At 65.7% G+C, this 12,068-nt stretch carries 16 protein-coding genes; 9 read left to right on the top strand and 7 right to left on the bottom strand.

Going from position 1 to position 12,068, the window contains the following annotated elements; genetic code table 11:
- Positions 1–58 precede the first annotated feature (58 nt).
- The 8 genes from AC1DZU_RS06805 to arsK all read left to right on the top strand — a co-directional run bounded on the left by AC1DZU_RS06805 (position 59) and on the right by arsK (position 5,891).
- Positions 59–487, top strand: a complete 429-nt coding sequence (locus AC1DZU_RS06805; RefSeq protein WP_477282962.1) for an antitoxin Xre/MbcA/ParS toxin-binding domain-containing protein — start codon at positions 59–61, stop codon at positions 485–487.
- Entirely contained in the window at positions 481–1,179 is a 699-nt protein-coding gene (locus AC1DZU_RS06810) for an RES family NAD+ phosphorylase (RefSeq protein WP_477282964.1), read from the top strand. The genes AC1DZU_RS06805 and AC1DZU_RS06810 overlap by 7 nt, the downstream gene beginning before the upstream one ends.
- Positions 1,180–1,295: 116 nt before the next feature.
- The gene (locus AC1DZU_RS06815) at positions 1,296–1,628 is read left to right on the top strand and encodes an ArsR/SmtB family transcription factor (protein ID WP_477282966.1); all 333 of its coding nucleotides are present in this window, start codon (positions 1,296–1,298) and stop codon (positions 1,626–1,628) included.
- A gap of 67 nt (positions 1,629–1,695) precedes the next feature.
- Positions 1,696–2,385: an aquaporin gene (locus AC1DZU_RS06820; RefSeq protein WP_477283277.1), complete on the top strand. Its 690-nt coding sequence runs from the start codon at positions 1,696–1,698 to the stop codon at positions 2,383–2,385.
- Positions 2,382–2,804, top strand: coding sequence for an arsenate reductase (glutaredoxin) (arsC, locus tag AC1DZU_RS06825; protein WP_477282968.1), 423 nt, complete (start codon positions 2,382–2,384; stop codon positions 2,802–2,804). Before AC1DZU_RS06820 ends, arsC begins: the two co-directional genes overlap by 4 nt.
- Positions 2,805–2,867: 63 nt before the next feature.
- Positions 2,868–3,188 carry an ArsR/SmtB family transcription factor gene (locus AC1DZU_RS06830; RefSeq protein WP_095091165.1) on the top strand — a complete coding sequence of 107 codons (321 nt, stop codon included), beginning with the start codon at positions 2,868–2,870 and terminating at the stop codon, positions 3,186–3,188.
- 44 nt (positions 3,189–3,232) lie between these two features.
- Entirely contained in the window at positions 3,233–4,657 is a 1,425-nt protein-coding gene (locus AC1DZU_RS06835) for an NAD(P)-binding domain-containing protein (RefSeq protein WP_477282970.1), read from the top strand.
- Positions 4,650–5,891 carry an arsenite efflux MFS transporter ArsK gene (gene arsK, locus AC1DZU_RS06840; protein ID WP_477282972.1) on the top strand — a complete coding sequence of 414 codons (1,242 nt, stop codon included), beginning with the start codon at positions 4,650–4,652 and terminating at the stop codon, positions 5,889–5,891. Before AC1DZU_RS06835 ends, arsK begins: the two co-directional genes overlap by 8 nt.
- 9 nt (positions 5,892–5,900) lie before the next feature.
- Here arsK and AC1DZU_RS06845 read toward each other — a convergent pair whose 3' ends face one another.
- The 7 genes from AC1DZU_RS06845 to AC1DZU_RS06875 all read right to left on the bottom strand — a co-directional run bounded on the left by AC1DZU_RS06845 (position 5,901) and on the right by AC1DZU_RS06875 (position 11,712).
- Positions 5,901–6,644: an amino acid ABC transporter ATP-binding protein gene (locus AC1DZU_RS06845; RefSeq protein ID WP_477282974.1), complete on the bottom strand. Its 744-nt coding sequence runs from the start codon at positions 6,642–6,644 to the stop codon at positions 5,901–5,903.
- A gap of 41 nt (positions 6,645–6,685) precedes the next feature.
- A complete protein-coding gene (locus AC1DZU_RS06850) occupies positions 6,686–7,360 on the bottom strand; it encodes an amino acid ABC transporter permease (RefSeq protein ID WP_477282976.1) in 675 nt (224 codons plus the stop codon).
- On the bottom strand, positions 7,357–8,028 hold the full coding sequence (locus AC1DZU_RS06855) for an amino acid ABC transporter permease (protein WP_477282978.1): 672 nt from the start codon (positions 8,026–8,028) through the stop codon (positions 7,357–7,359). Before AC1DZU_RS06855 ends, AC1DZU_RS06850 begins: the two co-directional genes overlap by 4 nt.
- 91 nt (positions 8,029–8,119) lie before the next feature.
- Positions 8,120–8,908: an ABC transporter substrate-binding protein gene (locus AC1DZU_RS06860; RefSeq protein WP_477282980.1), complete on the bottom strand. Its 789-nt coding sequence runs from the start codon at positions 8,906–8,908 to the stop codon at positions 8,120–8,122.
- A 105-nt stretch (positions 8,909–9,013) separates the two neighbouring features.
- On the bottom strand, positions 9,014–10,174 hold the full coding sequence (locus tag AC1DZU_RS06865; RefSeq protein WP_477282982.1) for a saccharopine dehydrogenase family protein: 1,161 nt from the start codon (positions 10,172–10,174) through the stop codon (positions 9,014–9,016).
- Entirely contained in the window at positions 10,171–10,677 is a 507-nt protein-coding gene (locus tag AC1DZU_RS06870; protein WP_184875465.1) for an Lrp/AsnC family transcriptional regulator, read from the bottom strand. The genes AC1DZU_RS06865 and AC1DZU_RS06870 overlap by 4 nt, the downstream gene beginning before the upstream one ends.
- A 162-nt stretch (positions 10,678–10,839) precedes the next feature.
- Positions 10,840–11,712, bottom strand: coding sequence for a LysR substrate-binding domain-containing protein (locus AC1DZU_RS06875; protein WP_477283279.1), 873 nt, complete (start codon positions 11,710–11,712; stop codon positions 10,840–10,842).
- A 149-nt stretch (positions 11,713–11,861) separates the two neighbouring features.
- Here AC1DZU_RS06875 and AC1DZU_RS06880 point away from each other — a divergent pair, with 149 nt between their 5' ends.
- The gene (locus AC1DZU_RS06880; protein WP_477282984.1) at positions 11,862–12,059 is read left to right on the top strand and encodes a hypothetical protein; all 198 of its coding nucleotides are present in this window, start codon (positions 11,862–11,864) and stop codon (positions 12,057–12,059) included.
- The last annotated feature ends 9 nt before the right edge of the window (positions 12,060–12,068 follow it).

A 12,068-nucleotide genomic window follows, 5' to 3' on the forward strand; every position in this document is an offset into this window, starting at 1 on the left:
CTGTTTCTTGCCAATTGGCAAATGCATGCTATATATCTGCCAATAGCGAGGACGCAAAATGCAGCTTCAGCCCATAGTCACCACGCCGGCCACAGTTGGAAGCGCTATTTCGGATGAAGAGGCGGGCGCGCTGGCGCGCACCACCATCAACCTGTTCAAGGCCTGGAACCTCACCGACCTGGAGGCCTGCATCCTGCTCGGCGGCATGTCGGCGCGCACATGGGCACGTTGGAAGACTGGGGCACGCTGGAAGGAGGGCGGCGTCGGCAGGATCGACCGCGACCTGCGCACCCGCATGGCGCACCTGATGGGCATCCACAAAGGCCTGCGCTATCTCTTTACGGAGCCAGCGCGCGGCTATGCCTGGATCCGCAAGCCCAATGCCGCTTTCGGCGGCCAGTCGGCGCTCGACCTGATGCTTCGCGGCGAAATCTCCGACCTTGCGGCGATGCGCGAATGGCTCGATGCGGAGCGTGGTGCATGGTGAGTGGGCTTGCGGTCCGGCGCCGCGTCCACTGGCACCAGACCTTCCGCATCATCCGCTCCATCCATCCCCCGATCGACCTCTTCGAGGACATTGCCGACCCGCGCGACTGGGAGGCGCTGGCGGCGGTCGAGGAGAAGACCAACCCACGCATCAGGCTCGAGATCGGCGACCTTGGCAAGGTTGCGGCCACAAGGCGGGTTTCCGGCCCTGGCGCCAGCTTCGTGATGGCGCCCTTCGTGCATTGTTCGACCCTGCGGCCCGGTCGGTTCTCGGATGGCAGCTACGGGATCTACTATGCCGGCGACAGCGAGGAGGTGGCGCTCGCGGAGACCATCCACCACCATCAGAAATTCATGCGCGCCACCAACGAGGATCCGGGCTGGACGGCGGATTTCCGCGTGCTGGTCGGCAGCGTCGACCGCGACCTCGACGACGTGAACGCCGTGCCCGGCGTGCTCGATCCCGACGACTACATCGCCTCGCAGGCGGAGGGGCGGGCGCTGCGGGAAACAGGCAGCGACGGGCTGGTGTGGAACAGCGTGCGCATGCCGGGCGGCGGCTGCATCGGCATCTTCTGGCCGGACGCCATCACCATTCCGGTGCAGGGCCGGCATTACAGCTATCACTGGGACGGCGCCCGCGTGGATTTCGTGCGCGAGCACGATACGGGCAAGGTTCTGGCCGTCACCTGATGGCTGGCGAGGGCGGATTGCATCCGAGGTGAAGACCCGCTTGGTTGCGGCCGTCCGGAATCCCGCTTTACAGGTCGCGGGAGAGTCGATATCCATAAATCCAAGGATTCGGATATATGGATAAAAAAGGCACGTTGAACGCGCTGGCGGCCCTTGGCCAGGAGACGCGGCTGGATGCTTTCCGGCTGCTCGTCCGCGCTGGTCCGGAAGGCATTCCGGCGGGCGAGATCGCCACAAGGCTGGACGCGGTCCAGAACACCATGTCGGCGCATCTGAAGGTGCTCGCCCATGCCGGGCTGATCCACCCCCAACGCGATGGCCGGATCGTGCGCTACGTCGCCGACATGACCGGGTTTCGGGACCTCCTGGCCTATCTGATGGAAGATTGCTGCAACGGCGCGCCGGAACTCTGCCGTCCCGTCATCAATGCCGTGACCTGTGACTGCTAGGAGCACGCCGATGAGCGAAGTGGCTGGACGAGATCGCCCGCACCCTGCCGAAGGCCGGCTAAGCGCCGTGGCGAGCGACCTGCCACGCCGCTGCGTTGCCGAAGCGCTGGGAACCGCGCTGCTGGTCGCGGCCGTGGTCGGCTCCGGCATCATGGCATCCCGGCTGACGCACGACGTTGCCATTTCGCTGCTCGGCAACACGCTGCCGACGGGAGCGATCCTTGTCGTGCTGATCACGATACTCGGACCGGTTTCAGGAGCGCATTTCAATCCGGCAGTCACGCTGGTGTTCGCGCTCCGCCGCGAAATCGACACGAGGGCGGCGCTCGCCTATGTCGTCGCCCAAATCGTCGGCGGCATCGCCGGGACATTCCTGGCGCACGCCATGTTCGAACTGCCGATCTTGCAGGCCTCGGTGACGGTGCGGACCGGAGCCGGGCAATGGCTCGCGGAGACAGTCGCCGCCTTCGGCCTCGTCTTCACCATCCTGGCAGGCCTGCGCTTCCGTTCCGACGCGATCCCCTGGCTGGTCGGGCTTTACATAACGGCCGCCTACTGGTTCACGGCCTCGACCTCGTTCGCCAATCCGGCCGTCGCCATCGCCCGTGCCTTGTCGGACACGTTTTCCGGCATCCGCCCGGTCGACCTGCCGGGTTTCATCTCAGCCGAATTGCTGGGCGCGCTGCTGGCCATGGCCCTGGCGGGCTGGTTGCTTGCCGAACCGAAACCAGCCAGACAGATGCAGGCCGCGAAATGACCATCACCATCTATCACAATCCCGATTGCGGCACCTCGCGCAACACGCTGGCCATCATCCGGCAGTCGGGCGAGGAACCGGAGGTGATCGAGTATCTGAAGACGCCGCCGTCACGACAAAAGCTGGTCGAGTTGATCGCTTCCATGGACATGACACCGCGCGAGCTGCTGCGCGAGAAGGGCACGCCCTACGCCGAACTCGGCCTTGCCGACCCGAAGTGGTCCGACGACGAGATCCTCGATTTCATGCTGGCGCATCCGATCCTGATCAACCGGCCGATCGTGGTGAGCCCGCTTGGCGTGGTGCTGGCCCGGCCGTCGGAAAAGGTGCTGGGCATCCTGCCCAATCCGGACATCGGCGGGTTCACGAAGGAGGATGGCGAGGCGGTCATCGACACTTCGGGCAAGCGGCTCGGCTGACGCTATTTCCATATTTGTCGAAATTGGGTTGACGACTCGACAGGCGCCGCGTAGCTTATTTCCATGAAACTCGAAAAAGCAGCCGCCCAGCTCGAAGCGCTCGGCAATCCGACGCGGCTTCAGCTTTACCGCATTCTCGTGCGCGCCGGTGACGATGGGCTTGCCGTCGGCAGCGTCCAGGGCAAGCTCGATATTCCGTCCTCGACGCTGTCGCATCACCTCAAGCGGCTGGTCGATACCGGCCTTGTGACGCAGGAACGGCAAGCGACGACACTGATCTGCCGCGCCAACTATCCGGGCATGAATGCGCTGATCGGCTATCTCGCCGACGAGTGCTGCGCGGATGCCGCCTGTGCGCCTGCCGTCGGCAAAGCGCTGGCCTGATTTTTTTCGCTTTGTAATTCGAAGATACCGGAAGGATCGAACATATGGACATGATGGCCAACCTTCCCGTCGCGGTGATCGGCGCAGGTCCGGTCGGCCTCGCCGCCGCCGCGCATCTGGTCGAGCGCGGCATCCGCCCGCTGATCCTCGAGCGCGGTGAAAGCGTTGGCGCCGCACTGCTCGAATGGGGCCATGTGCGGGTGTTCTCGCCATGGCAATACAATATCGACGCGGCGGCGCGGGCGCTGCTGGACCGCTCCGGCTGGACGGCGCCGGACATGCGAGGCTTGCCGACCGGGGGCGAGATCGTGCGCGACTATCTGGCGCCGCTTGCCGCACTTGCCGGCATCGCAGCCAATTTGAAGCTCGGCGCCGAGGTCACCGCGATCACCCGCCAGGGACATGACAAGGTCGCAAATGACGGTCGCAAGGACGCCCCCTTCGTCATCCGCTATAGCGATGCGAGCGGCGAGCACCGCGTTCTCGCGCGCGCCGTCATCGACGCGTCCGGAACATGGTCGCGGCCCAACCCCATCGGCGTCGACGGGTTGCCGGTTGCCGGCGAAGGCGCGGCTTGCGGGCGCATTGCCTATGGCATTCCCGACGTGGTCGGCAATGCCAGGGACAGCTATGCGGGCAAGCGTGTCCTCGTCATCGGCGGCGGGCATTCGGCGATCAACGTCGCCCTGGCGCTCATGGAGCTGCAGGACGCAGCACCCGGCACCGAGATTTTCTGGGCGCTCCGTCATGCCAGCGTCGACCGGCTGCTTGGCGGCGGGCTGAACGACCAATTGCCGGAACGTGGCGCGCTTGGCCTCGCCGCCAAGCAGGCGATGGCCGATGGAAGGCTGAACATGCTGGCGGCCTTCGCCGTCAACCGCATCGAAATGCAAGGCGAGGGGCTTGCCGTCGACGCCAGCCTGGCCGGCAAGCCATTCAGCCTTTCCGTCGATCGCATCGTCGTCACTACGGGCTTCAGGCCCGACCTGTCGTTCCTCGGCGAAATCCGCCTCGCGCTCGATCCCGCCGTCGAAGCGCCGCCGGCGCTGGCGCCGCTGATCGATCCGAATTTCCACTCGTGCGGCACGGTTCCCGCGCATGGCATCCGGGAACTTGCCCATCCCGAACCCGGCTTCACCATCGTCGGCTCGAAATCCTACGGCCGCGCCCCGACCTTCCTGACGGCGACCGGCTACGAGCAGGTCCGCTCGGTGGTCGCCGACATTGCCGGAGACCATGTCGCGGCGCGCGAGGTGCGGCTGGTGCTGCCGGAGACCGGCGTGTGCAGCGCCGATGTCGTGACGGGATCGGACAGTGCTGGTTGTTGCGGCGGGCCCGCGCCCGCCAATGTCGATGCCTGCTGCGTCGAGGACGCGGACGCCAAGGCAAAGGGTGCGTCGGGCTGCGGCTGCGCAACAGGCCCATCGGTTGGCGCCAAGGCGACGGAAGCCGTGGGCGTCGATGCCTGACCGGTCTGTCCTGCGCAAGGCGATATGGGCGCTCGGGCTGACGCAGATCATCGGCTACGGCACGCTCTATTACAGCTTTTCGATCCTGGCTCCGGCGATGGCCAGGGAGTTCGGTCTCACGGAAGGGTGGGTGTTCGGCGGGCTGTCCGCCTCGCTGTTTGCCGGCAGCCTGTTCGCGCCCACGGCCGGGCGCTGGGCCGACCGCTTCGGCGCCGGGCGCATCATGACCATCGGCTCGGTCGCGGCAGCCGTCGCGCTGGCGCTGTGCGCCGTCTCGCCCGGCCGCGTGACCTTTGTTCTGGCCTTGCTGGCGATGGAGCTGGCCTCCAGTTTCGTCCTCTACAGCGCCGCCTTCGTGGCGATCGTGCAGATCGGGGTTCCCCGGCCGCAACGCAGCATCACCCACCTGACGCTCATCGCAGGGTTCGCCTCGACGCTGTTCTGGCCGCTGACCTCGGCGCTGCATGCGCATTTGACATGGCGCGAGGTCTATCTGCTGTTCGCGGCGCTCAATCTCGGGCTCTGCCTGCCGATCCACGCCTGGCTGATGCGCCTGTCGCGCCGCCACGCGACGGCCGCGCCGCCAGAGCGCGGGCCGGCCCATGAAGCGGGCGCGGCACTCGATCCGCGACGCGGGCAGGCCGTGTTCCTGCTGATGCTGGCAGGGTTCGCCTCCGAGGGCTTCGTGCTGTCGGCGATCCTCATCCACATGGTGCCGCTGACGGCGGCACTTGGGCTCGGCACGGCCGGTCTCTTCGTTTCGACCCTGTTCGGGCCGGCGCAGGTCGCCAGCCGACTGATCAACATGCTGTTCGGCGGGCGCCTTCAGCAGACGCATCTCGCCGTCATTGCCGCGTCGCTGCTCACGGCCGGGCTGTGCACGCTGCTGTTGACCACGCCTTGGCTGCCCGGCGCTTTCCTGTTCGTGCTGCTGTTCGGCCTTGGTTCCGGCCTCACCAGCATCGTCGGCGGCAGCTTGCCGCTCGAGCTCTTCGGCCGCAAAGGCTATGGCGCGCGGCTGGGATGGGCGAGCGCTGCCCGCCAGTTCACCTCGGCCTTCGCACCGTTCGCGCTCGCCTTCATGATGGCGCGGACATCCGTCGCCAATTCGCTGTGGGTGCTGGTGATCGTCGCCGCGAGCGGCGTCATCGCCTTCTCCGCCATCGCGCTGCTGAGACGGGGCGAAAGCCGGGTTGCGTTTGCGATTGGCGGCAGTCCGGAAGAGGCGAGCTAGCCCGGATACTTAGTGCCGCAAAATCTTGCTCAGGAAAGCCCGGCTGCGGTCGGTCTTGGGGTGCGAGAAGAATTCGTCGGGCGTGCCGCTTTCGACGATGGCGCCGGCATCCATGAACACCACGCGCTGGGCGACCTTGCGGGCAAAGCCCATCTCATGCGTCACCACCATCATGGTCATGCCTTCCTCGGCGACCGCCACCATGACGTCGAGCACTTCCGAAATCATCTCGGGGTCGAGCGCTGAGGTCGGCTCGTCGAACAGCATGATCTTGGGCCGCATGCCGAGGCAGCGCGCGATCGCGACGCGCTGCTGCTGGCCGCCGGAGAGCTGCGCCGGATAGGCGTTGACCTTGTCGGCCAGCCCGACCTTGGCCAGCAATTCGCGCCCGGCCTTTTCGGCTTCAGTGCGCGGGATCTTGCGGACATGGATGGGCGCCAGCGTGACATTTTCGAGCGCTGTCTTGTGCGGGTAGAGGTTGAACGACTGGAAGACGAAGCCGATCTCGGTGCGCAGCTGCGTCATGTTGGTGGCGGGATCGCCGAGGCGCTGGCCGTCGACGACGAGATCGCCGTCCTTGATCGTCTCCAGGCCGTTGACGCAGCGGATCAGCGTGCTCTTGCCGGAGCCGCTGGGGCCGCAGACGACGACCACCTCGCGCGGCTCGACGCTGAGCGTGATGTCCTTCAGGACGTTCAGCGCGCCGAACCATTTGTTGACGCCGCGAAAGTCGATCATACCGGTTTTGGTCATGCCCGTTTTGCTCATAGTTGCCGGACCTTTGGAGTTCGATGTCACAGCTGCACCTCGCCATGCGCCGCGCCCATGCGGCGCTCGAGCCGGCGGGCGAGCATGATCAGGGGATAGCAGACGATGAAATAACCGACACCGACGAGGAAGAAGACCAGCAGGCCGTTGGGCACACGCTGCACCACCAGCCAGCCGACGCGGGTGAGGTCGGTCAGCCCGATCGCCGAGACCACCGAAGAGTCCTTGATCAGCAGCACATATTGCCCGACCAGCGGCGGCAGCACGATGCGCATCGCCTGCGGCAGCACCACCTGGCGCATGCGCTGCCAGCGCGATAGGCCGGATGCCAGTGCAGCCTCGACCTGGCCGGTCGGCACCGAACGAATGCCGGCGGCGACGATCTCGCAGATGAAGCAGGCGGCAAGGTTGGTCAGCGCGATGATGCCGGCGGTGAAGGCGTCGAGCTCGATGCCGAACTCCGGCAGGATGAAGAAGATCAGGAAGATCTGTACCAGGAACGGCGTGCCGCGGATCAGGTCGACCCAGGCGCCGATGACGCTGCCCACCAGCCGGTTGCCGCCGGTGCGCAGGATGCCGAGGCCGAAGCCGAGCAGCGTGCCGAGCACCAGGCTGATCAGTGACAGCACCACCGTCATGCCGAGGCCGCGCAGCGCCAGCGGATAGCTGCCGGCGAGGCTTTGCAGCTGTTGCCAGATCATGTCCGCGCCCCCGCTGTGCCGAGCCAACGACCGGAGAGAGCAGCCAGCCCCTTCAGGCAGTAGTAGAGCAGCAGGTAGAAGGCGGCGATGGTGAGGAAACCTTCCGCCGGCATGAAGCGGTCGGAGGCGAGCAACTGGCCGGCGCGGGTCAGCTCGGCAACCGAGATCAGCGACAGCAATGCGGAATCCTTGACCAGTACGATCGCCTGGCCGAGCAACGGCGGGATCGTCACCTTGAAGGCTTGCGGCAGGATGACCAGGCGCATGCGCTGGACATAGGTCATGCCGGAGGCGACGCTGGCTTCGACCTGGCCACGCGGAATCGACAGGATACCGGCACGAATGATTTCAGCGACATAGGCGCCGCTGTTCAGAGACAGCGCGAGGATACCGACGACCAGTTCGGGCAGCACGAAGCCGAGCCGGGGCAGGCCGAAATAGAGGAAATAGAGCTGCGCCAGCAAGGGCGTGGCGCGCACGGCGTCGATATAGGCCTTGGCCGGGGCACGAAACAGCCGGGCGCGCTGCAGATTCATGGCGCACAGCACGATGCCGACGGCAAGCGCGCCGAGAAAGGACAGCGCCGACAGCCACACGGTCGTGACCAGGCCCTGCCCGAACAGCGGCAGATATTCGACGATGGTGCGGAAACTGAAATTTTCGAGCATCGCTGGGCGGTTCCCAAAGCGGGCGAAGTGAAAAGCCAGGCGGCTTCGCGGCGCCTAAGACGCGCGAAACCGCCTGGATTCCAAGGCTTGGTTAGTGGTCCTTCTTCCAGGCGTCGGAATTGACCCAGTAGTCGAGGTTCTTCTGCAAGCGGCCGTCGATGCTGACCTGGTCGAGGAACAGGTTCATCCAGACCAGCAGGTCGGGCTCGTCATAGCGGGTGGCGAAGGCAAGCGGTTCCTTCGACAAAAGCTCCGGCATGATGGTGAAGGTGCCGGCAGGATAGGCGGTCGACTGGCCTGTCACCGCCGAGACGTCGTTGACGCCGCAATCGGCCTGGCCGTTGTTGACGGCGTCGAGCAGCAGCGGACCGCCGCCCTTGTAGCTCTTGATGTCGGCATCCGTGAAGACGGCCTTGGCCTCCTTCTCGCCGGTGGCCCCGAGCAGCACGGCGATCTTGGTGCCTTTGGCCTTGCAGTCCTCGGTGGTCTTGAACTTGCTATCGGCCTTGGTGAAGACGGTGCTGCCCGTATACATGTAAGGCTTGGTGAAGGCGACCTTCATGCCGCGCGCCAGCGTCGGCGTCATGTCGGCGACCAGAAGATCGGCCTTGCCCGACAGCAGCGCTGGGATCAGGCCGTCCCAGTCGAAGTCCAGGAAGGTGATCTTGACGCCCATTTCCTTGGCCATCAGTTCGGCCAGTTCAACCGAACTGCCGGTGCGTTCGCCATTGGCGCCGACCAGCGAGAAGGGCGGTCCCTGTGTCTGCACGGCGACGCGCAACTCGCCACGCTTGGTGATGTCGTCGAGCGTTCCGGCACTGGCCGCCGCGGTGAGGCCGGCGAGCGCAAGTCCAGCGATGAAAAGTCTGGCAATCTTCATTTGGCATTCCTCCTTGTTTTATTGTTCCACGTTGTTGTTTCACCCTTCGGGGTGCTTTTTTGAGCGGCAGCGCCGTTGCCGGCGGCATCCACCGTTCGAAAACCCTCAGTCCCAGGCCACCGTCTCGGTCACAGTGATGCCGCGCCTGGCCAACTCGTCGAAGAAGCGACCATCGGGCACATCGAGCAGCGGGTTGAGCAGGCCTGGTTTGGTGATCTCGCACCGCGCCAGCATCTGCGCCACGATGCTGGCGGGATAGCCGACGCCGAGGCTCATGCCGAACAGGCCGGAGGCCAGGTCGCGCTCGATGATCAGGTCCGAGGTCACCGTCTTGCGGCGGCCGCCTTCGAGGCCGGAAAAGACATTGCGCATCACGCAAAGGTCCTTTTCGCCGGGGCCGTACTGCAGTTGAGGCCCGAGCAGCCGGCCTAGGAATTCGCGCGGGCTGGAACTGGTGCCCGGCACCTTGTCTTCGGAAAGGAAGCCGAGTTCCTTCAGCGGCGCCCAGAAGGCCGACCATCCCGGCCAGCGCAGCGTATAGCGGCCCGAGCGGCTCAGCCCTTTTGCCGCGTCCAGCATCTCGACATAGTGCAGCGCATCGCCATTGGGGAAGGCTTCAAGCGTGCCCAGACCCGCAACCTCGATCTCGTGGATGAAAGGATTGTCGTGCTGCCGGCCGGCCGGCACCGCGACGCGCTCGCCGTCCTCGATCATCACGCTGTCACGGTTCTGGCTGACCAGAACCATGTCGAAGTTCCAGCTCACCTTGTAGCAAAGGGGCTTCGCCATCGCCGTCGGCTCGGGGATGCCGCCGCAATAGGAATCGATCGCGGCGATGGTATCGAACTGCCTTGCGGCGCGCGCGTAGAGCACCAGGTCGATGCCGGGGTCGAGCCCGCATTCGGTCACGATGGGGACGCCGGCCTGTTCGGCGGCCGGCGCGAGGTCGGCAATGGCCTTGCCGTAATTGGTGGTGACCAGCGGGGTGCGCGTTGCGATCGCGGCCTGGACCGCCTCGCGCATCAGCGGCTGCGGCAGCAGGTCGATGACGGCGTCGACATCCGCCAGTACGCCGGCCAGCGCCGGCCCGATCGCGCCCTGCGGTACCACGAAGCGCACGCGGGCAAGGTTGGTCAGGCCGTCAAGGCGAGCCGCACCGTCCGGTGCCGTGTCGATGCAGACCACCTCCTCGACACCGCTGGCAACGAGATCGGCGATGGCCGCCCGGCCTTGCAGGCCGAGGCCGCCGAGAACCGCGATCTTCATGCCGGCTCCTTACGGACGCTGTCGTCCGACCAGCAGCCTTCAGGCAGGCTGACCCATTTGTTGCAGGACGCCATGACGACAAAGGTCTCGCTGCGCACGACTTCGCCTGGCTCGCCGGCACCCGGGATCAGTTCGCTTGTGACGCGGTAGAGATCGGCGACGTCACCGGCCACGGTCACATCGACGATGATGTCGAAGCGCCCGGTGACCACCGAAGCCGAGTTGACGAAGGGCAGTTCGGAAATGCGCTGCGCCAGTTCGCGGGCCCGGCCGCGTCCTTGCGCATTGATACCGACAATGGCCGAGATCAGCTCCGGACGCTCGGTCAGGTTCAAGAGCCCGACGATCTTCAGCAGGTTGCGGTCGAGCAGGTTGCGCAGCCGCGTCCGCACCGTCGGCACCGAAATCGCCAACATCTCGGCGAGGCGGTTGATGCCCGGCTGCGCGTCCTGCGACAGCTGTTTGACCAGCCGCCGATCGGTCAGATCGAGATGTTCCCGCAAAAGCTCTGTCTTTCATAAAAAGAAAAAAGATTGGCAAATTGTTTGCCTATATGAAAACAAGCTATGTCACGAATTTTTGAAAAGCAAGGTGTAGTTTTCGCACCAAGCGGCATGGTGCGCCGTCTTGCGCGGTCGCGGTTGCTGGCCATTGGGCTGTCGGGTTCAGACCAGCGCGGCGGCCAGCAATTTCGCTTGCGGCGTCAACTCGTCGAAGCGGCGGGCGCACAGATTGAGCTGGCGCGTTGCCCAGTCGTCGGTCAGCCGCAGGCTGCGCAGCGTGCGGGCCGAGCGGCGCGCCGCACTTTCCGGCACGATGGCGATGCCCGCGCCTTGCGCGACCAGCCGGCAGACATTGTCGAGGCCGGGCACGCGGATGCGGACATGCAGATGTCCGCCAAGGCGGGCGGCCTGGCGTGTGACGTGCTCCTGCAGCGCATGGCCGGTGCCGAGCCCGACGAAGGGTTGACCGAGAATGTCGGCGAGCATGGTGGTGCGGCCTTCGAGGCCGGGCCAGTTCCGCGCGGCGATCACCACCAGGCGGTCGATGAAGAACGGTTTCTGCTCGAGATGCGACAGTCCGGCCCATGTCGCGGCGATGCCGAGATCGGCCGCACCGCTGGCCACCGCCTCGGCGATCTCATGGCTGGGGCGCTCGTCGAGATCGATGTCGATCTGGGGATGCGTGACAAGGAAAGCCGGCAGGACACCACGCAGCAGCTCGCCGGTGGCGGCGGTGTTGGCGAGCAGCCGGACGCGGGCGCGAAGACCGGTGGCGTAGGCGCCGAGGTCGCCGGCCATCGCCTCGATCTGGTTCTGCACGGCGCGCGCATGATGGAGCAGGGCCTGTCCGGCCGCTGTCGGCACCACACCACGGCGGCGACGTTCCAGCAGCGGCGCGCCGAGCCGATCCTCCATGCCCTTGATGCGGGCGCTGGCCGAGGCCAGGGCAAGGCCGGCGAGTTCGGCGCCATGGGTGATGCTGCCGCGCTCGGCCACCAGCAGGAACAGCCGGAGATCGACCAGATCGAAGCGCATTTTCTGCTCCTGCAAACGGTTCGGCAGCCAGGCAAAGCCAGTGGCTTCTTCCATAGGTCAGCCTTCGTCCTGGCCGAAGGCTGACAGCGCAACTTCCACATTGTGACCGGCCCGCATCTGCGTCAAACAGTTTCGGGTGGAGATGTGTGATGAGCGAACGAATATCAGGCCGGCCCGGCATTCTTGAAAGCACGGCAATCGTGCTGGCCGTCGCTGTGGCGTGCCTTGCGATGGTGCGGGCGGAGCCCGGCCTGCGGGGATGCACCGCGACCCCCGTCAGCCGCGATGCCGCGCCGGCAATGTCCAGCCCTGAGGCCGATGCCACGGACATGCTGCTGCATGACTGATCCTGTCCT

The organism is Mesorhizobium sp. P2_A12 (assembly GCF_056405075.1).